This window comes from Lysobacter sp. N42 (assembly GCF_004344885.1).
This window is the reverse complement of sequence record NZ_SKFB01000012.1, coordinates 36197-59928: the sequence shown is the minus strand read 5'-3', so window position 1 is coordinate 59928 and position 23732 is coordinate 36197. Positions and strand designations below refer to the sequence as shown.

Genomic DNA, 23732 nt, shown 5'->3' with positions numbered 1-23732 from the left:
ATGCGCCCGGCATTGCGTCGCCTGTTCCTGACCGCGCTTCGGACCGACGCCGAAGCCGGCCTGGCGGACGGCCGCTGGACCACGCGATGCCTGCATTGCCGCACGCGCCTGTCCACGCGCGCGGACGGCACGCCCGAAGGCCACGCCTCGCTCGAGCACGTGGTCCCGCAGGCCTGGTTCGGCAGGCGTGCGGCCGCCACGCTCACGCTGCAGGTCGGCGACGAGCCCGACGATCCGCGCAACCTGGCCCTGGCCTGTGCACGCTGCAACCAGGACAAGGGCAAGGGACCCGACGCACGCGGCCCGACGGATGCGCGCGCACACGAGGTCGTCGCCCGGCTGCTGGCCACGCGGCTTGCACGCTGGCGGGACGACGCCGAAGCCGGGTGAACACTGGTGGCGGCTGCCCGGCGTCCGCGCATGGCGACTCGGGATCGATACCGGGCCATGCCCGCAGCCCGTCGCCAGCTGCCTCGCGCAGCGCCGCCTGGACCGTGGGTGGAAGGCGTCGGTCCACGGACCCGGCGGTACGGGCCGACCTGTGTCAGTCACTGCCGCGGCCGGGCCCCATGCCCGGCTCGGCATGTCGGCCGCACTGCAACCGCGTCCACGCGGGTCAGCGGGGCGGGCATTTCCCCGGTGCCATCGGAGGCGCGCGCCGCGGGGAACCTGCGCCCTGCCGTCTAGTCGCGTCGCTCGACCACCGGCGGCGGCATCGCGAGCGACGCGACCTCCCCGGGCGTCAGCGCCCGCCACTGCCCCTTGCCGAGCGCGCCCAGCGCAAGCGGGCCGATCGCCACGCGCACCAGTCGCAGCACGCCGATGCCGTGCGACTGCAGCAGCCTGCGGATCTGCCGGTTACGACCTTCGTCCAGCACGATCTCCAGCCAGGCATTGCGCGTGCCCTGCCGCAACAGGCCTGCCCGCACGGCCGCCAGATGTTCGCCATCGCAGTCGACCCCGGCCTCCAGCGCCTGCAGCAACGCAGGCTCGGGAAGCCGGTCGATCTGGACGTGGTAGGTCTTCCGCAGGCCGTGCACCGGATCGGTGATCGACGCCGCCCAGACGGGGTCGTTGCTGAAAAGAAGCAGGCCCTCGCTGGCCTTGTCCAGTCGCCCGACGGGCGCCAGCCAGGGCAGGCCCGACCCGTCCAGGCAGCGGTAGACGGTATCGCGCCCCTGTTCGTCGCGCGCGGTGGTGACCAGCCCGCGCGGCTTGTTGAGCATCAGGTAGTGGCGGTCGGGTGCGGCGTCGTCGACGCCATCGACCTCGACCCGGTCGAGGTCCGGTCGCACCGGGTGCTCCGGATCGCGCACGACCCGACCATCGACGCGCACGCGCCCGGCCCGGATCCATTCCGCCGCCTGCGTGCGCGAGCACAGCCCACGCTTGGACAGGATGCGCGCCAGCCCGTAGCGTGGCGCGCGCCCGCTGCCGCGGCTCGTCAATCGACCTGCGGAGTCGGCGCCTGCTGGGCCGGCGCGGCGCCAGCGGCCGCGGGTGCGGCTTCCGTGGCCACCGGCGCGGCGACCGCGCCGCCGCGCGCCACGCGCACGCCGCGTGCCTTCATCCAGGCGTCGAACTCATCGGCGGTCATGCGCTTGCCGTTCTGGTTCATGTCGAACCGCCACGGCGTGTTGTCGAACTGCGTCTTCGGCTGGTAGGTGGCCGGGTCGATCAGGCCACCGGGGCTTCCGGGCTGCCCCGACATGGCCATCGTGCGGCACTTCTCGATGCGCAGGCGCAGCAGCACGGCGTCGGCCGACTGCGCCTGCGAGAAGGCCTGGGCCAGCACGCCACCGGGCGCGCCGAGCTGCGGCGAGGGCGCGACCAGGCCCGGCGCCAGCGCCGGCGCGGCGATCGGGGCCGCCGCAGTACGCGCGAGCGCGGTGCACGCGTCCTGTGCGATAGCGCCGCCGGAGGCCAGCAGCAGGAAGGTCATGAGGACGGGGCGCATACGGCTCTCCGGACGATCGCGAGCGGATGCAGAGCATACGCCGAAGCCGGGGAGTCTGCGGTGTGAATCCGGTCGCGCCGTGGCGCGGCGGCGGCAAGTCGACCGCCCCGGCTGCGCCCGGCGCTCGTGCGCACGGCGCTATCCCTCGCCATCCCTAACGTCGCCGCGCCGCTACGCGATGCGCCCGGCAGCTCAGCGTGCAGCGGCGCGGCTGCATGGCCTACATCTCGCCGATGAGAGGCACAGGGAAAAAACGAAGCCCGGCACGAGGCCGGGCTTCGGGGTACTGCTTGAGCGCTACGTCCGCAGTTACTGGTTCTGGACGTTGAGCTCGGTGCGGCGGTTACGCTCGTTCTTGCACTCCGGCAGCGTCTGCGGGGTGTTCTCCAGCGGACGGCTCTCGCCGTAGCCGGTCGGACCCGCCAGACGGTCGGCACCGATGCCGTTGCTGGTCAGGTAGTCGTACACCGCACGGGCGCGGCGCTCCGACAGCGACTGGTTGTAGGCGTCGGTACCGCACAGGTCGGTGTGACCGGCCACTTCCACGCGCAGCTGCGGGTAGCGCTGCAGGATCTGCACCGCCTCGTTGAGGATGGCGATCGCGTCCGGACGCAGCGTCGACTTGTCGAAGTCGAAGTTCACGCCGCGCAGGTCGATCGTCACCGGCACCGGGCAGCCGTCCGGACCGATCGCCTGACCGGCCTGCGAACCCGGGCACTTGTCGTCGCAGTTGTTCACGCCGTCGCCGTCGTCGTCCTTGTCCGCGCAGCTCGGCGCGACCGGGGCCGGACCCACCGGAGCAGCCGGCTCCGGACCCAGCGGGACGACCACGCCCACCGAAGCGAGCACGTCACCGAACCAGTCTTCCTGCGGCGCGGCGACGCTCATGTCGTCGAAATCGGCGCGGTAGGCGAGCTCGGTGCGGATCTTCACGGCGCCCACGTCGCCCTGGATACCGGCGCCAATCTTGGCGGCCAGGTTGCCGTCCTCGCGCTGACCCGGCGATGCCACGCTGGGGAACGCGTCGAATTCCTCCTCGGCGCGCTGGTAGCCCAGGCCCATCAGCACGTACGGATTCCAGGCGCGGCCCTCGGCCGTGAAATGGCGGCGCAGGTCCAGCGAAACGCCGTACTGGCTCCACAACAGGTCCTGGTTCGCATCGAACTTCGGGTTCTGGTAGTTGAGCTCGACGTCGAACGACCAGGCCGGCGACATCATCCTGCCGAAGCCGATGGCGCCGAACGGCGCGTTGCGCGTGCCGCGGTCGTTGTCCTGGATGTTGAAGCCGGCGGACCCGGTGAGGTACCAGCGGTCATCGAATTCCTGCGCACCGGCGGCCTGGGCGAACGCCAGACCGGCCAGAAGCGCGGTGCTCAGCAGACGGATCTTCATATGAAACTCCTAATGAGTCGGAAACGGCAGGGCCAGGCCTAGGCGCTCCTGAACAGGCCGGGCTGAATGATTACACGGCGTCTCACATTTGTTAACAAGGGTTAACACTCAGCTGACCGGCGGTCCCGTCCGGAGTTCAGGCGAAGCCCGGCACGAGGCCGGGCTTCGCCTGTTTGCGTGAGCGCTGCGTCCGCAGTTACTGGTTCTGGACGTTGAGCTCGGTGCGGCGGTTACGCTCGTTCTTGCACTCCGGCAGCGTCTGCGGGGTGTTCTCCAGCGGACGGCTCTCGCCGTAGCCGGTCGGACCCGCCAGACGGTCGGCACCGATGCCGTTGCTGGTCAGGTAGTCGTACACCGCACGGGCGCGGCGCTCCGACAGCGACTGGTTGTAGGCGTCGGTACCGCACAGGTCGGTGTGACCGGCCACTTCCACGCGCAGCTGCGGGTAGCGCTGCAGGATCTGCACCGCCTCGTTGAGGATGGCGATCGCGTCCGGACGCAGCGTCGACTTGTCGAAGTCGAAGTTCACGCCGCGCAGGTCGATCGTCACCGGCACCGGGCAGCCGTCCGGACCGATCGCCTGACCGGCCTGCGAACCCGGGCACTTGTCGTCGCAGTTGTTCACGCCGTCGCCGTCGTCGTCCTTGTCCGCGCAGCTCGGCGCGACCGGGGCCGGACCCACCGGAGCAGCCGGCTCCGGACCCAGCGGGACGACCACGCCCACCGAAGCGAGCACGTCACCGAACCAGTCCGGGCCATCGTTGCGCTCCGGCGGCGGGTCGTCGAGGGCCAGCGCGGCATCGCTGTTGTCGATCGCCGTCGAGGCGCGGTAGGCGAGTTCGGTACGCAGCTTTACGCGACCGACGTCACCCTGCAGGCCGACGCCGACCTTCGCGGCCACACCGCCCTCTTCCCACTGCCCCGGCGAGGCGGGGTTCGGGAAGGCATCGAACTCGATCTCCTCGCGCTGGTAGCCCAGGCCCATCAGCACGTACGGGTTCCAGGCGCGGCCTTCGGCGGCGAAATGGCGACGCGCGTCGAAGGAGATGCCGTACTGGCTCCATAGCAGATCCTGGTTCGCATCGAACTTCGGATTCTGGTAGTTGAGCTCGACGTCGAACGACCAGTTCGGATTGACCATCTTGCCGAAACCGAGCGCACCGAACGGCGCGTTGCGCGTGCCACGGTCATTGTCCTGGATGTTGAAGCCGGCGGCGCCGGTCAGGTACCAGCGGTCGTCGAATTCCTGCGCACCGGCAATCTGGACCAGCGACAGGCCACCCAGCAAGGCGGCGCAGAGGAGTTTCTTGTTCATGTAATTGTTGCTCCTGAAAGGTTCGGGGGAGAGCCAACTCGCTTGCGCGATTCCTGGATCGTGGACAGCTGCCTGAACAAAGCCATCGGCGCGCAGGCTAGGAGCGCGGCCGTGAAGGCGCTGTTAACCGGCGCGTAACAACCGCATAAGTTCCGCGCGCCGTATGCCGGCGGTGCGCGAGGGTTCAAGAACGCATAACCGGCGTGGAGGCGGAGCGCAGACGGATACGCGCCGCGGCGGTGCATGACGCACCAGGTTTCAACACCCGGCAATGCGTTTCCCTCCCGACTTGCCCCGCCGCCGCTTTCGATGCATCGTGCGGCCTCCATACGCACGCGTATCCACCCATGCCGTCTGCCGGTCTGCCGCCATACCCGCATCTGCTGTCGCCCCTCGACCTTGGCTTCTGCACGCTGCCCAATCGCGTCCTGATGGGATCGATGCACACGGGCCTGGAGGACCATGCGCGCGACTTCGGCAAGCTTGCGGCGTACTTCGCCGAGCGCGCGCGGGGCGGTGTCGGGCTCATGGTGACCGGCGGCTTCGCTCCCGGCATCCGCGGCTGGCTGAAGCCCCTTTCCGGCACGCTGGCGCATCGCTGGCAGGTCGCACGCCATCGCCAGGTCACGCGCGCGGTGCACGGACACGGAGCGCGCATCTGCCTGCAGATCCTGCATTCGGGGCGCTACGGCTACCACCCGCTGCAGGTCGCGCCGAGCGCGATCAAGGCGCCGATCAACCCGTTCAGACCGCGTGCCATGCGCGGCTTCGAAGTGCGGTCCACGATTAACGCCTTCGTCCGCACGGCCCTGCTCGCGCGCGACGCCGGCTACGACGGCGTCGAGGTGATGGGCTCGGAGGGCTACCTCATCAACCAGTTCACCGCGCCGCGCACCAACCAGCGCAGCGATGCATGGGGTGGGGACGCCGCCCGGCGCATGCGTTTCGCGGTGGAAATCGTGCAGCGCATCCGCGAGGCCTGCGGCCCGGACTTCATCCTCATCTACCGTCTTTCGATGCTCGACCTCGTGGAGGGCGGGCTGGCGTGGGACGAAGTCGTGGCCCAGGCCATCGCGATCGAGGCGGCGGGCGCGACGATCATCAACACCGGCATCGGCTGGCACGAGGCGCGCGTGCCGACGATCGCGACGTCGGTGCCGCGTGCCGCGTTCGTCGACGTGACCGCGCGACTGCGGCCGCACGTGCGGCTGCCACTGGTGGCGACCAATCGCATCAACATGCCCGAAGTCGCCGAGCAGGTGCTCGCCAGCGGCGCGGCCGACCTTGTTTCGATGGCACGCCCGCTGCTCGCCGATCCGGCATGGGTGGAAAAGGCGCGCACCGGGCGGCGCGACGAGATCAACACCTGCATCGCCTGCAACCAGGCCTGCCTCGACCACGTCTTCGAGAACCGGCGCGCGTCCTGCCTCGTCAACCCGCGCGCCTGCCATGAAACCGAACTGGTCTATGCCCCTGCGAAAGCCGCGCGCCGCGTGGCCGTCGTCGGCGCGGGTGTCGCGGGTCTGGCCTGCGCCACGGTGGCGGCGCAGCGCGGCCACCGCGTGACGCTGTTCGAGGCGGCCGACGACATCGGCGGGCAGTTCAACCTTGCACGGCGGATTCCGGGCAAGGAGGAGTTCGACGAAACCATCCGCTACTTCCGGCGCCGGATCGAGCTCGACGGCGTGGAGCTGCGGCTGCGCACGCAGGTGGACGCGGACGGGCTCCGGCAGTTCGACGACATCGTGCTCGCCACCGGCGTCGAACCACGAGCGGTGGCATTCGAAGGCAGTGAGCATCCGCGCGTGCTGCGCTATGACGACGTGCTTTCGGGACGCGCCACGCCCGGCGCGCGCGTGGCCATCGTAGGGGCCGGCGGCATCGGCTTCGACGTCGCCGAGTTCCTGGCGCACGAGGGTGTATCCCCCTCGCTCGACGTCGCCGCATGGCGACGCGAGTGGGGCGTCGACGTGCACTACACCGACGTTCGCGGCGGCCTCGCCCCGCTGCAACCGCCACCGCGGGCGCGCGAGATCTGGATGCTGCAACGCACGCCGGGCCGCCCGGGCGCGCGGCTGGGCAAGACCACGGGCTGGATCCACCGGGCAAGCCTCCGGGCGCGCGCGGTGCAGGCCATCGGTGGCGTGGAGTACGTGCGCTTCGACGATGCGGGCTTCCACGTCCGCATCGATGGCGAGCCACGTACGCTCCCGGTCGACCACGTGGTGGTCTGCGCCGGCCAGATCTCCTGCAACCCGCTCGAAGCCCCCTTGCGCGCCGCGGGCCTCAATCCACATGTCATCGGCGGCGCGCACGTGGCAGCCGAGCTGGATGCCAAGCGCGCGATCGCCCAAGGTTGCCGCGTCGCCGCCGCGCTCTGAGGCAGGCCCCCGCAGCGGCCGTTCACAGGACATTTATCGACGCGTGGCTACCGTGCGCGCCGACCTTGCCGCCGGCTGACGATTCGGCGGCATCGGCACGGCCCGCGCAGCGGGCTTCGTGCCCGGGCAACGCGGGCCTCGCGGCGCACCTGCCGCGCAACGGATTGCGGCCGCCGCCCTCCTCGGTAACGCCATGCCGGTGAAAGCCGACGACGCGCGCTGCGCGTGCGTCGCCCCGATCCGGCGCAACGGAGCAAGGAGTACCGACGATGAAACTGGCCTGGATCCTCTGGCTGTCCACCGTGCTGCCGCCGCAGGCCGCCGATTCGCTCTGCCTCAGCACCACCGTCTACCTCGAAGCGCGCGACCAGTCCGTGCGCGGCCAGAAGGCGGTGGCGGAAGTCGCCCTACGGCGCCGCGACAGCGGCCTGTGGGGCGACACCGTCTGCGACGTGGTGACGGCGCGCAAGCAGTTCGCACCAACGCTCGTGCCCGCCGGCACCCGCCTGTCCAATACCGAGGCCTGGGCACAGGCGGTGACCATCGCGCTCGAGGCCGAGCACAACTGGTCGCTGCCACGCGGCGAGCGCGAGGAGATCGTTCCAGGAGCCAGCCACTTCGCCGCACATGCGATCGCCTCGCCCAGCTGGCGCACCGCCTACCAGGTGGCGACGATCGGCGACCACACCTTCTACCGCGTGCAGGCCCTGCATCCGCGCGATGCCTGAGCCGGGCCGCTGCGTTCCGCGCCGGCCGTTGAGGCGCGCCGGGGGGGCATCGCACAGTGCGCGATTCCGCCAGGAGATCCGCATGAAGCTCTACACGCTGCCCGGTGCCTGCTCCACCGCCTGCCATATCGCCCTGCGCTGGTCGGGCCTGGAATTCGACGTCCACGTGCTATCGCGCGACGAACTCAAGGCACCGGACTTCCTCGCGATCAATCCCGCCGGCGCCGTGCCGGCGCTGGTCGACGGCGATTTCGTGCTCACGCAGAACGCCGCCATCCTCGGCTACGTGGCCGATCTGGCACCCGCATCCGGCCTGGGAGGCGATGGCTCGCCGCGGCAGCGCGCGCACGCCAACCGCTGGCTGGCGTTCGTCAACGCGGACCTGCATCCGGCCTTCCATCCGCTGTTCGGGCCCGCGCGTTTCATCGGCGACGAGGGACAGTACGAAGCGGTCAAGGCCGCCGCTCGTACGCGCCTGCGCGGGATGTTCGAGCGCGCCGACGAGGCGATGCGGCGGCACGACTGGATCGCCGGTTTCCGCAGCTACGCCGACCCCTATCTGTACGTGACGCTGCGCTGGGCATCGCGCACGGGCGTGGACCTCGAGGGCCTGGAGGGCCTGGCCGCGTTCCGCTCGCGGATGGAAGCGGATGCCGACGTGCGAAACGCGCTCGCACGCGAAGGCCTCGACTGAAACGCCGGCCCGTCGCTAGCGCTGCCGGCCCATGTCCCAATGCCGGGACATCTCGATGAAGGCGAAGGTGGCCGACCAGGCGACCATCATCAGCCCGACCAGCGCCTCGCCCGCGGCGAGCCAGCGGATCGGGCCATCGGGCGCCACGTCGCCGAAGCCGACCGTCGAGTACGTCATCGCCGACAGGTACAGCGCGTCGAACACCGACGCGCTCTCCACCCCTGCCAGGCTGCCCGTCGCGGGCAGCTGCAGCAGCAGCCAGTAGGCACTGCCGAAGATGAGGATCTCGACCATGTGCAGCACGACAAGGCCCAGCATGAGCACCAGCATCATGCGACGGCCCACCGCCGGGCGCGCGGTACGCGTCCTGTGGTTCTCGTAGAAGCGGCCCAGCGCCACGATGCCCTCGAAATGCACCAGCACCACCACGACGACGGTGAGCACCGTCGCCGCGATGACCAGCAGATGCATTCCGACGGTCCCCATGGCTCAGCGCCGGTCGATGGGCACGTACTCGCGGTCTTCGGGGCCGATGTAGTTGGCGCTGGGGCGGATGATCTTGCCGTCCTCGCGCTGCTCGATCACGTGCGCGCTCCAGCCGGTGGTGCGCGCGATCACGAACAGCGGCGTGAACATCGGCGTCGGGATGCCCATCATGTGGTAGGCCGACGCGCTGTACCAGTCGAGGTTCGGGAACATCTTCTTCGTGTCCATCATCAGGTTCTCGATGCGCTCGGACACGTCGAACAGCGTCTGGTTGCCGCCGTCGGCGCAGAGCCTGCGCGAGATCTCCTTGATGATCGGGTTGCGCGGATCACCGACCGTGTACACCGGGTGGCCGAAGCCGATGATGATCTCCTTGCGCTCCATGCGCGCGCGGATGTCGGCCTCCGCCTCGTCGGCCGTCGAGTAGCGCGCGATGATGTCCATCGCCACCTCGTTCGCGCCGCCGTGCTTCGGCCCGCGCAGCGCGCCGATCGCACCGGTGATGCACGAGTGCAGGTCCGAGCCGGTGCCCGCGATCACGCGCGCGGTGAACGTGGAGGCGTTGAACTCGTGCTCGGCGTAGAGGATCAGCGACTTGTCGAGCGAGTCGGCATGCAGCTGCGACGGTGCCTGGCCATGCAGCAGGTGCAGGAAGTGCGCGGCGACCGAATCGTCGTCGGTCAGCGTCTCGATGCGCGTGCCATTGCGCGTGAAATGCCACCAGTACAGCAGCATCGAGCCGAAGCTCGCGACCAGGCGGTCGGCGATGTCGCGGGCCTCGGAGGCCGGATGGCCCTCGCGCTCGGGCAGCACCGTGCCGAGCACCGAGCAGCCCGTGCGCAGCACGTCCATCGGATGCGCGTTGGCGGGCACGAGTTCCAGGGCCTCCTGCACGATCGCGGGCAGGCCGCGCAGGCGCTTGAGCTTGGTCTTGTAGGCCCTGAGCTGCGAGGCCGTCGGCAGCACACCGTGCACCAGCAGGTGCGCGACTTCCTCGAACGTCGACTTCGTGGCCAGGTCGTGGATGTCATAGCCGCGGTAATGCAGGTCGTTGCCGCTGCGGCCGACCGTGCACAACGCGGTGTTGCCGGCGGCGGTGCCGCTCAGGGCGACGGACTTCTTGGCCTTGGGGAGCACTTGCTCGCTCATTCGGGATCTCTCGTTGCGGCCTCCGCGTGGGCGGAAGCGGGAATCGGATCGGCCACCCCGCGGTGGCCGGTGCATGTCATTCGCCCTTGGACGAAGCGAACAGCTGGTCCAGCTTGTCCTCGTAGGCGTGGTAGCCCAGGAAGTCGTAGAGCTCGGCGCGCGTCTGCAGGGTGTCGACGATGTTCTTCTGCGTACCCTCGCGGCGCACGGTCTCGTAGAAGTTCAGCGCCGCCTTGTTCATCGCCCGGTACGCGCCGCAGCAGTACAGCGCGATGTCCACGCCCGCCCCGCGCAGCTCGTCGGTGGTGAAGAAGGGCGTGGAGCCGAACTCGGTGAGGTTGGCCAGGATGGGCACCTTCACCGCGGCCTTGAAGCGGCGGTAGTCCTCGAGCGTCTTCATCGCTTCGGGGAAGATCATGTCGGCGCCGGCCTCCACATAGGCCTGCGCACGCTCGATCGCCGAGTCGATGCCTTCGACCGCGGCCGCGTCGGTGCGCGCCATGATCACGAACGACTCGTCGGTACGCGCGTCCACGGCGGCCTTCACCCGGTCGACCATCTCCGCCTTCGACACCACTTCCTTGCCCGGGCGGTGCCCGCAGCGCTTCTGCCCGACCTGGTCCTCCATGTGCACGGCAGCCACGCCGACGCGTTCGAACGAGCGGATGGTGCGCGCGATGTTGAACGCCCCGCCCCAGCCGGTGTCGATGTCGACCAGCAGCGGCATCCGGGTGGCATCGACGATGCGGCGCGCATCGGTGAGCACGTCTTCCATCGTCGAGATGCCGAGGTCCGGCATGCCCAGCGAATTGGCGGCCACGCCGCCACCGGACAGGTACAGCGCCCTGTAGCCGACGCGCCTGGCCATCAGGCCCGCATAGGCGGTGATCGCACCCATGACCTGCAGCGGGGACTCTTCCTGGATCGCGGCGCGGAAACGCGCGCCGGCGGACTGTTGCGTCATTGCGACCTCATCGATTGCGGCCCGCGCGTGGCGGGCGATGGCGACGTCGCGTCGCCGGAACGCCAAAGCGGCGAAGGCGACCTTGGCCGCCTTCGTCGTGAACCCTTACAGCAGGTGCGCCACGCCCTGGCGCTCTTCCTCGAGCTCGGCCAGCGTCCTGTCCATGGCGGCGCGGCTGAACTCGTCGACCGGCAGGTCGCGCACCAGCGTGTACTCGCCGTTCTCGGTGATCACCGGGAAGCCGTACATCACGCCTTCCGGAATGCCGTAGGAACCGTCCGACGGGATGCCCATGGTCACCCACTTGCCGTTGGAGCCCAGCACCCAGTCGCGGATGTGGTCGATCGCCGCGTTGGCCGCGGACGCCGCCGACGACAGCCCGCGCGCCTCGATGATCGCCGCGCCGCGCTTGCCCACCTTCGGGATGAACTCGTTCGCGTTCCAGTCGGCGTCGTTGATCATGTCCTTGAGCGACTGGCCCTTGACGGTCGCGAAGCGGTAGTCCGGATACATCGTGGGCGAGTGGTTACCCCAGACGACGAGATTCTCGATGTCGCCGACCGCCACGCCGGCCTTGTTGGCCAGCTGCGAGAGCGCGCGGTTGTGGTCCAGGCGCAGCATCGCGGTGAAGTTCTTCGACGGCAGGTCCGGCGCGGACTTCATCGCGATGTAGGCGTTGGTGTTCGCCGGGTTGCCGACGACCAGCACCTTCACGCCGCGCGAGGCGACCTTGTTCAGCGCGGCGCCCTGCGCGGTGAAGATCTTCGCGTTCTCCAGCAGCAGGTCCTTGCGCTCCATGCCCGGGCCGCGCGGACGCGCGCCGACCAGCAGCGCGATGTCGGCATCCTTGAAGGCCACTTCCGGATCGTCCGTGCCGACCATGCCCGCCAGCAGCGGGAACGCGCAGTCCTCCAGCTCCATCATCACGCCGCGCAGTGCGGCCTGCGCCTTCTCCATTGGCAGCTCGAGCATCTGCAGGATGACGGGCTGGTCCTTGCCGAGCATCTCGCCGGAGGCGATGCGGAACAGCAGCGAGTAGCCGATCTGGCCGGCTGCACCGGTGACGGCGACGCGGACGGGGGTCTTCATGACGAAACTCCGGGATTCGGGATTGGTGATTCGGGATTCGAAAGCAGGCGACCGGGACTCGGGGATCCGGATACGCCTTTGCGAATCCCGGATCCCGGATCCCGGATCACTGCAACTCGGCGAAGAACTCGCGGAAACGATCGAGGCCCGGCTGCAGCTGCGGGGTCGGGCAGGTGTAGCTGATGCGCAGCGCGCGCGGCTCGCCGAAGGCCGAGCCCGGCACGCAGGCCACGCCCTTGGCCTCGAGCAGGGCGTTGCAGAAGTCGACGTCGTTGCCGATCTTCGCGCCGCTGGGGCCGTGGGTCTTTCCGAATGCGCAGCTGATGTCGGGGAACACGTAGAACGCGCCCTGCGGCCGCGGGCACTTGAGCCCGGGAATGCTCTCCATCACCGCCATGACATGGTCGCGCTTGTGCTGGAACTCCGCGCACTTGGCGGTCGGCACGTCCTGCGGTCCGCTGAGCGCCGCGACCGCGGCGGCATTGGCGATCTCGGGCACGTTGGTGATGTGGTTGGAGTTCATCGTCACGCAGGCCTGCGCGACGACCTCCGGCCCGGCCATGAAGCCCACGCGCCAGCCCGGCATGCCGTAGGTCTTGCTCAGCGAGTCGATGAAGATCACGCGGTCGCGCAGCTCGGGACGGGCGTGCACGAAGTTGTGGTAGCCGATGCCGTCGAACACCATGCGGTTGTAGATGTCGTCGGTGATGACCCAGGTGTCGGGGTACCTGGCGATCACGTCGGCGAGCGCGGTGATCTCGTCCTTCGCATAGACCATGCCGGTCGGGTTCGAAGGGTTGTTGAACAGGAACACGCGCGGCTTCTTCGCAAGCGCGGCGTCGAGCTGCTGCGGGGTGAGCTTGTAGTCCTGCTCTGGCGGGCATGGGAGCAGGTCGATCTTCGCGTTGACGATCTCGGCGATGTCGACGTAGCTCGTCCAGTACGGCGTCGGGAAGGCGATCGTGTCGCCCTCGTCGAGCAGTGCTTCGCAGAGGTTGTAGATGACGTGCTTGGCGCCGATGCCGGTCGCGACGTTCGCGCGGGTGTAGCCCGTCAGGCCGATGGCCTCGATGTGCGCGAGGAAGGCGTCGAGCAGCGCATCGGGCCCGCGGTTGCTGCCGTACTGGCCGCTGTCGTGCTCGAGTGCCTTGGCGGCCGCCTCGTACACGTGCGGGCCGGGCAGGAAGTTGGGAACACCGATCGAGAAGCTGATGATGTCGCGGCCTTCGGCCTTCAGGCGCTTGGCCTTCTCGGCGACCTGCATGATCGCACTCGGCTTGGCGCGGCCGATGCGCGAGGCGAGCTGGGGCATCGCGGAACCTCGGAGAAATACGGCGGTGGGAGACCGGCCGAGGCCCGACGGCGCGGGGCCGGAACAGCCGCCGAATGGTATCACGTGAAACCTTTTCGGCCGCCCGGCCGGATGCGAAAACGCCCGCCGGCTCGCGCCGACGGGCGTCGTTCACCGCCGGCGGTCAGGGACGCGCGTTGGCATCCAGCGTGCGGTTCCAGTCGGCGACGCGGTCGGCCTGCGCGGCGAGCGCGGCATCCGCGTCGCCCTCGATCCTCACCGAGCGGATGATGTCGCCCTGCTTCACCGCGTCGACCACGTCCTGCCCTTCGACGACCTTGCCGAAGACGGTGTGCTTGCCGTCCAGCCACGGGCACGGCACGTGGGTGATGAAGAACTGGCTGCCGTTGGTGTTCGGGCCGGCATTGGCCATCGACAGCACGCCGCGCTCGTGCGAAAGCCCGTTGCGCGCCTCGTCCTCGAACTTGTAGCCGGGGCCGCCGGTGCCGGTGCCCTTCGGGCAGCCGCCCTGGATCATGAAGTCGTTGATGACGCGGTGGAAGTTCAGTCCGTCGTAGAAGCCGCGGCGGGCCAGGTTGACGAAGTTGGCGACCGTGACGGGCGACTTGTCGGCGGCCAGCTCGACGCGGATCGCGCCGCGGTCGGTGTCGAAGAGGGCAGTCAGGGCCATGCGGGGGCTCCAAGGGGGATGCGGGCGCCGCATGGTGCCAGAAGCCACCGGCCCGTGCCGCGAATGAACGCCCGGCGCCGCGCCCCGGCGACAAGCGGCCGTCCGCGAGCGGCCGCCTGCCCGCGCGGGCTATACTTGTCGGCTTCCCCAGCCTGATTGCGCCTCACGGCGTCCCTTTGCATGTCCATCGAACGCCTGCGCAACATCGCCATCGTCGCCCACGTCGACCATGGCAAGACCACCCTCGTCGACCAGCTGCTCAAGCAGTCGGGCACGCTCAACGAGCGTGCGATCGTCCCTGACCGCGTCATGGACAGCAACGATCTCGAGAAGGAGCGTGGCATCACGATCCTCTCGAAGAACACCGCGATCCGCTGGACGAACCCGAAGACGGGCGAGGAATGGCGCATCAACATCGTCGACACCCCCGGCCACGCCGACTTCGGCGGCGAGGTCGAGCGCGTGCTGTCGATGGTGGACTCGGTGCTGATCCTGGTCGACGCGATGGACGGCCCGATGCCGCAGACGCGCTTCGTCACCCAGAAGGCGTTCGCGATGGGCTTCAAGCCGATCGTCGTCGTCAACAAGGTCGACCGCCCGGGTGCGCGCCCGAGCTGGGTGCTCGACCAGACCTTCGACCTGTTCGACCGCCTCGGCGCCACCGACGAGCAGCTGGACTTCACCACCGTCTACGCCAGCGGCCTCCAGGGTTACGCCGGCATGGACGAGTCGGTTCGTTCGGGCGACATGACGCCGCTGTTCGAGACGATCTGCAACGTCGTGCCCGCGCCGCCGGTCGATCCGGACGGCCCGTTCCAGATGCGCGTCACCAGCCTGGACTACAACAACTACGTCGGCATCATCGGCGTGGGCCGAATCCAGCGCGGCAAGGTCCGGACGAACCAGCCGGTCGTCGTGATCGATCGCGAGGGCAAGACGCGCCAGGGCAAGGTGCTGCAGGTGCTCGGCTTCATGGGCCTGGAGCGCGTGGAAGTGGCCGAGGCGCAGGCCGGCGACATCATCGCCTTCAGCGGCATCGAGGGCATCGGCATCTCCGACACGCTCTGCGACCCCTCCGCGGTCGAGCAGCTGCCGGTTCTGACCGTCGACGAGCCCACGATCTCGATGACCTTCCAGGTCAACGACTCGCCCTTCGCCGGCAACAAGGACCGCAGCGGCGGCAAGTTCCTCACCTCGCGCCAGCTGCGCGACCGCCTCACCCGCGAGACGCAGCACAACGTCGCGCTCAAGGTCGAGGACACGCAGGACGCCGACAAGTTCAAGGTCTCCGGCCGCGGCGAGCTGCACCTCTCCATCCTCATCGAGAACATGCGCCGCGAAGGCTACGAGCTGGCGGTGTCGCGCCCCGAGGTCATCATCCGCGAGATCGACGGCGTGATGCAGGAGCCCTACGAGCAGCTCGTGGTCGACATGGAGGAGCAGTACCAGGGCGGCGTGATGGGCAAGCTCGGCGAGCGCAAGGCGCAGCTGCGCAACATGGAGAACGACGGCAAGGGCCGCGTGCGCCTGGAGTTCATCATCCCGGCGCGCGGCCTGATCGGCTTCCAGACCGAGTTCCGCACGCTCACCGCGGGCACGGGCCTCATGTTCCACGTCTTCGACCACTACGGCCCGAAGGCCGAGGGCGACATCGGCCAGCGCATCAACGGCGTGCTGATCTCCAATGCGACCGGCTCGTCGCCGGCCTACGCGCAGGGCGGCCTGCAGGACCGCGGGCGCCTGTTCATCGAGCCGGGCGAGGAGATCTACGAGGGCCAGATCATCGGCATCCACTCCAAGGACAACGACCTCACCGTCAATGCCCTGCGCGGCAAGCAGCTGACCAACTTCCGCGCGGCCGGCAAGGACGACGACGAGGGCCTGATCCCGCCGATCAAGTTCTCGCTGGAGCAGGCGCTGGAGTTCATCGACGACGACGAACTCGTGGAAGTCACGCCCAAGCAGATCCGCCTGCGCAAGAAGCTGCGCACGGAAACCGACCGCAAGCGCGCCTCGCGCGCGGGCTGACGGGATGCGTGGCGCGACCGGCACGGCGCATGCGGTCCGGTCGGTCGCGGTCTTCGAAGCGGCCAAGGGCATGCTGGCGCTCGCCGTGGCGGCCGCCGTGCTCGCGCTTGGCCCCGAGGCACTCAGCCGTGGCTGGCATGCGCTGCTGCGTGCCCTGCACCTGTCCACCGACCGGGGCGCCGGCGCCTGGCTGGCCGAACGCATCACCCTCGACAACGTGAGCCTGGCCGCGGCGATCGCGGTGGTCTATGCGTCGATCCGCTTCATCGAGGCCTGGGGCCTGTGGCACCGCCGCCGCTGGGCCTCGTGGCTGGGCTGCATCGGCGCTGCGATCTACCTGCCCTTCGACGTGCACGCACTGCTGCAGATGCCCGGTGCGATCACGCTGTCCATCCTCGGCATCAACCTGCTGATCGTGGGCATCCTCTGGCACGACCTGCATCGGCACCGGCTTGCCTGAGCGCGCCGCGGACCCGATGCTGCGGCATCGATCTCCGGATGCCCCCATGCGCGCCGCACCCGCCCTGCTCGTCCTCGCCATCCTGCTCGCCACCGGATGCCGCAGCACCGCCCCCGCGACCGCAGCTGCGGCCGAGGCCGTGCAGGGGCCTTCCGTGCCCGCGCTGGAAGACGCGGGCATCGAGGAGCTCTCGCGCCTCATGGCCGCCGGCAGGCTCGACAGCGTGACGCTCACCCGCGCCTACCTGGCGCGCATCGAGTCCATCGACCGGGGCGGGCCGATGCTTCGCTCGGTCATCGCCACCAATCCGCAGGCGCTGGCCGACGCGGCGGCGCTGGATGCCGAGCGTCGCGCCGGGCGCGTGCGCGGGCCGCTGCACGGCATCCCGCTGCTGCTCAAGGACAACATCGACGCCATGCCGATGGCGACCACCGCGGGCTCGCTCGCGCTCGCAGAGCACCGCCCCGCGCGCGATGCCTTCCTCGTCGAGCGCCTGCGGGCGCAGGGCGCGGTCATCCTGGGCAAGACCAACCTCAGCGAGTGGGCCAACTTCCGCTCCACGCGCTCGATCTCCGGGTGGAGCGGCCTCGGCGGGCAGACGCGCAACGCGCATGTGCTCGACCGCAATCCGTGCGGATCCAGCTCGGGGAGCGCGGTCGCGGCCGCGGCGGCACTGGCGGCGGCGGCGGTCGGCACGGAAACCGATGGCAGCGTCATCTGCCCCGCGGCGGTGAACGGCGTGGTCGGCATCAAGCCCACGCTCGGCCGCGTGAGCCGGCACGGCGTGGTGCCGATCGCCTCGGCGCAGGACACCGCGGGGCCGATGGCACGCAGCGTCGCCGACGCGGTACTGCTGCTGGACGCGATGTCGGCCCGCGACGCCCGCGATCCCGCCACCACCGTCGAGGCGGCCGCCTTCGCGCCCCTCGCGCCGCACCTGCGCGCGGACGGGCTGCGGGGTGCGCGCATCGGCGTCCTGCGTCGCGCGACGGGCTACCACCCGGCGGTCGACGCGGCATTCGAGCGCTCGCTCGATGCCCTGCGGCGGGCTGGCGCGACGCTGGTGGATGCGGAGATCCCGACCGCCGGCCAATGGGGCGATGCCGAGTTCGCGGTGCTGCTCGCGCAGTTCCGGCCCGAGCTCGAGCGCTACCTCGCCGAGAGTGGCGCGCCCGTGCGCACGCTGCAGGCGCTCATCGACTTCAACCGCGCGAATGCCGATCGCGAGATGCCGCACTTCGGACAGGAACTCTTCGAGCAGGCGCTGAAGGCACCGGCACCGGAGACGCGCGCGGTACGCGATGCGATGGCGAAGGCGCGTCGCCTCGCCGGACCGGAAGGCATCGACGCCGCGCTGCGCCGGCATCGGCTCGATGCACTGGTCGCACCCTCCACCGGCCCTGCATGGCGCACCGACACGATCCTGGGCGACCACTTCACCGGCGCCGGCTACGGCGCGGCCGCGGTAGCCGGCTATCCCAGCATCACCGTCCCGATGGGCGACGTGCGCGGCCTGCCGCTGGGCCTGGTGTTCATGGGCACGCGGTGGAGCGAGCCGCGCCTGGTCGAGTTCGCCTACGGCTTCGAACAGGCCACGCGCGCGCGCCGCGCGCCCCGCTTCCTTCCGAGCCTCGACGGACCCGCCACGCTGCCCTGAAGCTTCAGAGCGGCGTGCTCAGCTGCGTCTGCTTGCGCACGATCAGCATGGCCACTTCCAGCGCCTGCTCGTAGTTCAGGCGCGGATCGACGCAGCTGCGGTAGGCGCGTTCGAGGTCGGCCTCGGTGAGCTCCCGGGCGCCGCCGAGGCATTCGGTCACGTCCTCGCCGGTCAGCTCCAGGTGCACGCCGCCCAGGCGCGTGCCGGCCGCGGCGTGCAGCTCGAAGGCCTGCTCCACCTCGCCTGCGATGTTCGCGAATCGGCGCGTCTTGTAGCCATTGGCGGTGGGCTCGGTATTGCCGTGCATCGGATCGCAGACCCACAGCACGCGGCGCCCGTCCCGGCGCATGGCCTCCAGCAGCGGCGGCAACTTGGCGGCGATCTGCGACGCGCCCATCCGGTGGATGAAGGTCAGCCGCCCGGGCTCGTCCCCCGGGTTGAGCACGTCGACCAGCCGCAACAGCACGTCGGGCGTGACGGACGGGCCGATCTTCACCGCGACGGGGTTGCGGATGCCGCGCAGGAACTCGACGTGCGCACCGTCGATCTGCGCGGTGCGCATGCCGATCCAGGGGAAGTGGGTGGAGAGGTCGAACCAGCCCCAGTTCCGCGGCACCTGCCGCGTCATCGATTCCTCGTAGGGCAACAGCAGCGACTCGTGCGAGGTGTAGAAGTCGACGCGGTTGAGGTTGTGCACCTCCGACCCCGACAGCGTCTCCATGAAGCGCACCGCATCGCCGATCGCCGCGACCATGCGGTGGTACTCGTCGGCCAGCGGCGAGTGCGTGACCCAGCCCAGGTCCCAGTATTCGGGGTGATGCAGGTCGGCGAAGCCGCCATCGATCAGCGCGCGCACGAAGTTCATGGTCATCGCCGAGCGCGCGTGCGCCTTGATCATGCGGCGCGGATCGGGACGACGGGCCTCGGCTGTAAACGCCGGGCCGTTGACCATGTCGCCGCGGTAGCTCGGCAGCGTGGTGCCGTCGATGGTCTCGGTATCGGCCGACCGCGGCTTGGCGTACTGCCCGGCGAAACGCCCCACACGCACCACCGGCTTGCGCATGCCGTGCACCAGCACCAGCGACATCTGCAGCAGGACCTTCAGCCGGTTGGAGATCACGTCCGACGAGCATTCGTCGAAGTTCTCCGCGCAGTCCCCGCCCTGCAGCAGGAAGCGGCGGCCCTCCTGCGCCTCGGCCAGCTGCTGCTTGAGGCTCAGGATCTCCCAGGAGGTCACCAGCGGCGGCAGGCGGCGCAGTTCGGTCAGCGCCGATTCCAGCTCGGCGGCGTCGGGATACTGCGGCATCTGCGTCGCGGGCCGCGCGCGCCACGACTGCGGCCCCCACTCGCGCGGGAGGGAGACGGCGTGCAGGCTGGCGTCGGAATTCGGCATGGCGGTTTCAGCGGCGGCGGAAGGCGGCAAGGGCGGCCCAGGCGGCAAGCCCCAGGAAGGCGATCAGGACCCAGGCGGGCATCGACAGCCCCAGCAGTGTCCAGTCGATCTCCGCGCACTGGCCACTGCCCGTCAGTACTTTCCTGATGACCTGGACCAGAGGCAGCGTCTCGGTCAGGAACTCCAGGGGCGGTCCGCAGGCCGGCACCTGGTCCGGCGGCAGGCTCTGCATCCAGACGTGACGACCGGCGATGCCCGCCCCCACCAGCGCCACCAGGACGGCGAGCAGGCCCCAGACCGATCGGCCGGTGCGGCCCGACGGCCCATGCAGCGCACCGGCAAGGAAGACCAGGCCAAGCGCGATCATCGCCACGCGCTGGAAGGTACACAGCGGGCAGGGCTCGTAGCCCAGCACGTACTGCGAATACAGCGCATAGGCCATCAGGCCCGTGCAGGCGAGGAAGCCCATCAGGAACTGCTGGCGGAAGCTGGCGCGTAGCGGATTGAACATGGAATCCCCGGCGGGCTGGATGCCGCGTTTGGACATGCTCGCAAGTCGGCGGGTTCAACGCAAAAGCCCCGGCATGGCCGGGGCTCTCGACGATCGGCGGGAGCGGCCGCGTTAGCGGCCGCTGCGCGGTTACTGCTGCGCCGCCTCCGGGCGGTCGACCAGCTCGACGTACGCCATCGGCGCGTTGTCGCCGGCGCGGAAGCCGCACTTGAGGATGCGCAGGTAGCCGCCCGGGCGGGTCGCGTAGCGCGGACCCAGCACGGTGAACAGCGTGCCCACGGCCTCCTTGTCGCGCAGGCGCGAGAAGGCGAGGCGGCGGTTGGCGACGCCGTCGGTCTTGCCGAGGGTGATGAGCGGCTCGGCGACGCGGCGCAGCTCCTTGGCCTTCGGCAGCGTGGTGCGGATGAGGCCGTTCTTGATCAGCGACGCAGCCATGTTGGTGAACATGGCATCGCGGTGGGCGCTGGTGCGGCTGAACTTGCGGCCGGCTTTCTGGTGGCGCATGGCGGTGGTTCCCTATCGAAGTCGAATGTTGGAGCTGCTGGAGATCGCTGTCGCCGTCATGGCGTTGGAGCCGTGGACTGCGGATGGTCCGGGTCCGGCGTCCTGTCCGGAGCAGCCGCGGGCTTGGCCCGTCGGCGGGTGGTGCGTGGTACGTGGTACGTGGTCCGACGCACGGCTTCAGGCGATGAAGCCGTGCGCCCGTGAAGCAAGAGCGAGAGCGGAAGCCGCGGCTTCGCCGCGTTTGCACCCCCGGCCCGGCCTGGCGGCCGGGCGTTCGACCCAGCAGGACATGCCTTGGCGGCATGTCCTAAACCCTGGCTCTCACCCCATCATCCCATGCGAGGCGATGCCCGGCGGCGGCCAGTTCTCGAGACGCATGCCGAGCGCCAGGCCGCGCTGCGCGAGCACTTCCTTGATCTCGGTGAGCGACTTCTTGCCCAGGTTCGGGGTCTTGAGCAGCTCGACTTCCGTCTTCTGGATCAGGTCGCCGACGTAGTAGATGTTCTCGGCCTTGAGGCAGTTGGCCGAGCGCACCGTCAGCTCGAGGTCGTCGATCGGGCGCAGCAGCAGCGGGTCGACGCCGCCGGTCTGCGGCTTCGCCGCGCCGCGCTCGCGGTGCGTGAAGTCGCCGAACACCGACAGCTGGTCGGTGAGGATGTCGGCCGCGGTGCGGACCGCTTCCTCGGCGTCGATCGTGCCGTTGGTCTCGATGTCGAGCACCAGCTTGTCGAGGTCGGTGCGCTGCTCGACGCGCGCGGCTTCCACGGCGTAGGCGACGCGGCGGACCGGCGAGAAGCTCGCGTCCAGCATCAGGCGACCGATCGCACGGGTCTCCTCGTCCGGGCGACGACGCGCGGCGGCCGGCTGGTAGCCGTAGCCACGCTCGATCTTCAGCCGCATGTTGAGCGCCGTGTCCTTGGTCAGGTGGGCGACGACGTGCTCGGGATTGATGATCTCGACGTTGTGGTCGGTGCGGATGTCACCGGCCGTCACGACGCCCGGGCCGGACTTGTTCAGCGACAGCATCGCGCTGTCGCCGGTGTGCATGCGGATGGCGACGTCCTTGAGGTTCAGCAGAACCTCGAGCACGTCCTCCTCGAGGCCTTCGACCGTGGTGTACTCGTGGAGCACGCCATCGATCTCCACCTCGGTGATTGCAAACCCGGGGATCGACGAGAGCAGGACGCGGCGCAGCGCATTGCCGAGGGTGTGGCCGTAGCCGCGCTCCAGCGGCTCGATCACGACCTTGGCGCGATTGCCGGTCAGGCGCTCGATCTGGGGACCACGCGGGCGCAATACCTGGTTGGCGGTAACCGTCATGTTGTGGCTTCTCCTGGGGGCCGGCGTCGTCACGCCGACCCGGAAAGGTGATTACTTCGAGTACAGCTCGACGATCAGCGCTTCGTTGATGTCCGCCGGCAGGTCGGCGCGGTCCGGCACGGCCTTGAACACGCCGGCGAACTTCTTCGCATCGACCTCGACCCACGACGGGGACAGGTCCATCTGCTGGGAGACGGTGATGGCCTCCTGCACGCGGAGCTGCTTCTGCGCCTTCTCCGACAGCGCGATCGCATCGCCCGCCTTCACCTGGTAGGACGGCAGGTTCACGACCTTGCCGTTCACCGTCACGCCGCGGTGGCTCACCAGCTGGCGCGCGGCGGCGCGGGTGACCGCGAAGCCCATGCGGTAGACGACGTTGTCGAGACGCGTCTCGAGCAGCTGCAGCAGGTTCTCGCCGGTGTTGCCCTTCCGGTTCGAGGCCTTCTTGTAGTAGTTGCGGAACTGGCGCTCGAGCAGGCCGTAGATGCGCTTCACCTTCTGCTTCTCGCGAAGCTGCGTGGCGTAGTCGGACATCTTGCCCTTGCGGGCGTTGGCGCCGTGCTGGCCGGGCTTCTGCTCCAGCTTGCACTTGGAGTCGAGAGCGCGGGCGGACGACTTCAGGCCGAGGTCGGTGCCCTCGCGGCGCGCGAGCTTACAGGTAGGACCGATATAGCGTGCCATGTCTCAATTCCTCCTCAGACGCGGCGCTTCTTCGGCGGACGGCACCCGTTGTGCGGGATCGGCGTCACGTCGATGATGTTGGTGATCTTGTAGCCGACGTTGTTGAGCGAACGCACGGCGGACTCACGACCCGGGCCCGGGCCCTTGATGCGGACTTCCAGCGCCTTCACGCCGTAGTCCAGCGCGGCGCGGCCGGCCTTCTCGGCGGCGACCTGCGCGGCGAACGGGGTCGACTTGCGCGAACCGCGGAAGCCGGCGCCACCGGACGTCGCCCAGGAGAGCGCGTTGCCCTGGCGGTCGGTGATCGTGATGATCGTGTTGTTGAACGAAGCGTGGACGTGGGCGATGCCGTCGGTGACGACGCGCTTGATCTTCTTCTTCGGGGCTTTGGCAGCAGGCTTGGCCATGTCTGTCGATCCTTACTTCTTGATGGCCTTGCGCGGACCCTTGCGGGTGCGGGCATTGGTCCGGGTGCGCTGGCCGCGCAGCGGCAGGCCGCGACGGTGACGGAGGCCGCGGTAGGAACCGAGGTCCATCAGGCGCTTGATCGCCATGCCGATCTCACGGCGCAGGTCGCCCTCGACGGTGAACTTGCCGACCTCGCCACGCAGGCGCTCGACTTCCGGCTCGGACAGGTCGCGGATCTTGGTCGACGGATTGACGCCGGCCGACTGGCAGATCTGCTTGGAACGGGTACGGCCGATGCCGTAGATGCTCTGCAGCCCGACCCAGACATGCTTCTGGGCAGGCAGGTTGACGCCCGCAATACGCGCCATGTGGCGATCTCCAAAACTGGTTTGCACCGGGCATGGCCCGGCGGGAACAAACTCGAGACGACTCTCGAAAACCTAGCCCCGTACTTCCAGGAAGCAGGCCGTTTGCACGCCCTGCTCCGGCATGGGGAGTGTGCCCATGCTCCGGCGACGGCCCCGGGCTGTACCGGTCGGGCGATACCGCCGCCCTCCCGGCCCCGCGCACTCCTCAGGTGCGCGCATGGCCACGGGGCCACCCGTGCGCGGGACTGCCGCCCGGGTCGCCCTT

24 protein-coding genes are annotated in these 23732 nt (G+C 69.4%); 7 read left to right on the top strand and 17 right to left on the bottom strand.

Features of this window, described 5'->3' with window-relative positions; all coding sequences use genetic code 11:
* Nucleotides 1-390 (top strand): HNH endonuclease, encoded by a 390-nt coding sequence (locus EYQ95_RS16235; RefSeq protein ID WP_132328259.1) that lies wholly within the window; start codon nucleotides 1-3, stop codon nucleotides 388-390.
* 293 nt (nucleotides 391-683) lie between these two features.
* Here the strand turns inward: EYQ95_RS16235 and EYQ95_RS16230 are convergent, their stop codons facing one another.
* The 4 genes from EYQ95_RS16230 to EYQ95_RS16215 all read right to left on the bottom strand — a co-directional run bounded on the left by EYQ95_RS16230 (nucleotide 684) and on the right by EYQ95_RS16215 (nucleotide 4664).
* Nucleotides 684-1448 (bottom strand): pseudouridine synthase, encoded by a 765-nt coding sequence (locus EYQ95_RS16230; RefSeq protein ID WP_132328258.1) that lies wholly within the window; start codon nucleotides 1446-1448, stop codon nucleotides 684-686.
* Entirely contained in the window at nucleotides 1445-1957 is a 513-nt protein-coding gene (locus EYQ95_RS16225) for a hypothetical protein (RefSeq protein ID WP_165924760.1), read from the bottom strand. Before EYQ95_RS16225 ends, EYQ95_RS16230 begins: the two co-directional genes overlap by 4 nt.
* Before the next feature lie 309 nt (nucleotides 1958-2266).
* On the bottom strand, nucleotides 2267-3349 hold the full coding sequence (locus EYQ95_RS16220; RefSeq protein WP_132328256.1) for an OmpA family protein: 1083 nt from the start codon (nucleotides 3347-3349) through the stop codon (nucleotides 2267-2269).
* A 196-nt stretch (nucleotides 3350-3545) separates the two neighbouring features.
* Nucleotides 3546-4664 (bottom strand): OmpA family protein, encoded by a 1119-nt coding sequence (locus EYQ95_RS16215; RefSeq protein WP_132328255.1) that lies wholly within the window; start codon nucleotides 4662-4664, stop codon nucleotides 3546-3548.
* A gap of 347 nt (nucleotides 4665-5011) precedes the next feature.
* Between EYQ95_RS16215 and EYQ95_RS16210 the strand changes: the two genes are divergently transcribed.
* The 3 genes from EYQ95_RS16210 to EYQ95_RS16200 all read left to right on the top strand — a co-directional run bounded on the left by EYQ95_RS16210 (nucleotide 5012) and on the right by EYQ95_RS16200 (nucleotide 8467).
* The gene (locus EYQ95_RS16210; protein WP_132328254.1) at nucleotides 5012-7045 is read left to right on the top strand and encodes an NADPH-dependent 2,4-dienoyl-CoA reductase; all 2034 of its coding nucleotides are present in this window, start codon (nucleotides 5012-5014) and stop codon (nucleotides 7043-7045) included.
* A gap of 269 nt (nucleotides 7046-7314) precedes the next feature.
* A complete protein-coding gene (locus EYQ95_RS16205; RefSeq protein WP_132328253.1) occupies nucleotides 7315-7773 on the top strand; it encodes a cell wall hydrolase in 459 nt (152 codons plus the stop codon).
* 82 nt (nucleotides 7774-7855) lie between these two features.
* Entirely contained in the window at nucleotides 7856-8467 is a 612-nt protein-coding gene (locus EYQ95_RS16200; protein WP_132328252.1) for a glutathione S-transferase N-terminal domain-containing protein, read from the top strand.
* 15 nt (nucleotides 8468-8482) lie between these two features.
* Here the strand turns inward: EYQ95_RS16200 and EYQ95_RS16195 are convergent, their stop codons facing one another.
* The 6 genes from EYQ95_RS16195 to EYQ95_RS16170 all read right to left on the bottom strand — a co-directional run bounded on the left by EYQ95_RS16195 (nucleotide 8483) and on the right by EYQ95_RS16170 (nucleotide 14137).
* Nucleotides 8483-8938: a potassium channel family protein gene (locus tag EYQ95_RS16195; protein ID WP_165924759.1), complete on the bottom strand. Its 456-nt coding sequence runs from the start codon at nucleotides 8936-8938 to the stop codon at nucleotides 8483-8485.
* Nucleotides 8939-8956: 18 nt separating this feature from the next.
* Nucleotides 8957-10102 (bottom strand): 2-methylcitrate synthase, encoded by a 1146-nt coding sequence (gene prpC / locus EYQ95_RS16190; RefSeq protein ID WP_132328250.1) that lies wholly within the window; start codon nucleotides 10100-10102, stop codon nucleotides 8957-8959.
* A 76-nt stretch (nucleotides 10103-10178) separates the two neighbouring features.
* Nucleotides 10179-11066 carry a methylisocitrate lyase gene (gene prpB / locus EYQ95_RS16185; RefSeq protein WP_132328249.1) on the bottom strand — a complete coding sequence of 296 codons (888 nt, stop codon included), beginning with the start codon at nucleotides 11064-11066 and terminating at the stop codon, nucleotides 10179-10181.
* Between the two features lie 105 nt (nucleotides 11067-11171).
* A complete protein-coding gene (locus tag EYQ95_RS16180; protein WP_132328248.1) occupies nucleotides 11172-12155 on the bottom strand; it encodes a malate dehydrogenase in 984 nt (327 codons plus the stop codon).
* A 106-nt stretch (nucleotides 12156-12261) separates the two neighbouring features.
* The gene (locus EYQ95_RS16175) at nucleotides 12262-13467 is read right to left on the bottom strand and encodes an aminotransferase class I/II-fold pyridoxal phosphate-dependent enzyme (protein ID WP_132328247.1); all 1206 of its coding nucleotides are present in this window, start codon (nucleotides 13465-13467) and stop codon (nucleotides 12262-12264) included.
* A gap of 163 nt (nucleotides 13468-13630) precedes the next feature.
* A complete protein-coding gene (locus EYQ95_RS16170) occupies nucleotides 13631-14137 on the bottom strand; it encodes a peptidylprolyl isomerase (protein WP_132328246.1) in 507 nt (168 codons plus the stop codon).
* Nucleotides 14138-14317: 180 nt separating this feature from the next.
* On the opposite strand from EYQ95_RS16170, the gene typA reads away from it, so the two are divergent.
* Genes typA through EYQ95_RS16155 form a run of 3 tightly spaced genes read left to right on the top strand, consistent with a single transcriptional unit; the run spans nucleotide 14318 to nucleotide 18282 of the window.
* Complete coding sequence (gene typA, locus EYQ95_RS16165; protein WP_132328245.1) at nucleotides 14318-16165, top strand: translational GTPase TypA; 1848 nt, start codon at nucleotides 14318-14320, stop codon at nucleotides 16163-16165.
* Nucleotides 16166-16169: 4 nt separating this feature from the next.
* Nucleotides 16170-16625 (top strand): DUF2127 domain-containing protein, encoded by a 456-nt coding sequence (locus EYQ95_RS16160; RefSeq protein ID WP_132328244.1) that lies wholly within the window; start codon nucleotides 16170-16172, stop codon nucleotides 16623-16625.
* 46 nt (nucleotides 16626-16671) lie between these two features.
* Nucleotides 16672-18282, top strand: a complete 1611-nt coding sequence (locus EYQ95_RS16155; RefSeq protein ID WP_132328243.1) for an amidase — start codon at nucleotides 16672-16674, stop codon at nucleotides 18280-18282.
* Between the two features lie 4 nt (nucleotides 18283-18286).
* Here EYQ95_RS16155 and EYQ95_RS16150 read toward each other — a convergent pair whose 3' ends face one another.
* The 7 genes from EYQ95_RS16150 to rpsM all read right to left on the bottom strand — a co-directional run bounded on the left by EYQ95_RS16150 (nucleotide 18287) and on the right by rpsM (nucleotide 23467).
* Nucleotides 18287-19675 (bottom strand): class II 3-deoxy-7-phosphoheptulonate synthase, encoded by a 1389-nt coding sequence (locus EYQ95_RS16150; RefSeq protein WP_132328242.1) that lies wholly within the window; start codon nucleotides 19673-19675, stop codon nucleotides 18287-18289.
* 7 nt (nucleotides 19676-19682) lie between these two features.
* Nucleotides 19683-20186 (bottom strand): disulfide bond formation protein B, encoded by a 504-nt coding sequence (locus tag EYQ95_RS16145; RefSeq protein WP_132328279.1) that lies wholly within the window; start codon nucleotides 20184-20186, stop codon nucleotides 19683-19685.
* Nucleotides 20187-20315: 129 nt separating this feature from the next.
* The gene (gene rplQ / locus EYQ95_RS16140) at nucleotides 20316-20690 is read right to left on the bottom strand and encodes a 50S ribosomal protein L17 (RefSeq protein WP_132328241.1); all 375 of its coding nucleotides are present in this window, start codon (nucleotides 20688-20690) and stop codon (nucleotides 20316-20318) included.
* Between the two features lie 321 nt (nucleotides 20691-21011).
* Nucleotides 21012-22010, bottom strand: coding sequence for a DNA-directed RNA polymerase subunit alpha (rpoA, locus tag EYQ95_RS16135; RefSeq protein WP_132328240.1), 999 nt, complete (start codon nucleotides 22008-22010; stop codon nucleotides 21012-21014).
* Between the two features lie 51 nt (nucleotides 22011-22061).
* Nucleotides 22062-22691 carry a 30S ribosomal protein S4 gene (rpsD, locus tag EYQ95_RS16130; RefSeq protein WP_132328239.1) on the bottom strand — a complete coding sequence of 210 codons (630 nt, stop codon included), beginning with the start codon at nucleotides 22689-22691 and terminating at the stop codon, nucleotides 22062-22064.
* Nucleotides 22692-22705: 14 nt separating this feature from the next.
* A complete protein-coding gene (gene rpsK / locus EYQ95_RS16125) occupies nucleotides 22706-23098 on the bottom strand; it encodes a 30S ribosomal protein S11 (protein WP_132328238.1) in 393 nt (130 codons plus the stop codon).
* A 12-nt stretch (nucleotides 23099-23110) separates the two neighbouring features.
* Nucleotides 23111-23467 carry a 30S ribosomal protein S13 gene (gene rpsM, locus EYQ95_RS16120; protein WP_132328237.1) on the bottom strand — a complete coding sequence of 119 codons (357 nt, stop codon included), beginning with the start codon at nucleotides 23465-23467 and terminating at the stop codon, nucleotides 23111-23113.
* Nucleotides 23468-23732: the final 265 nt, after the last annotated feature.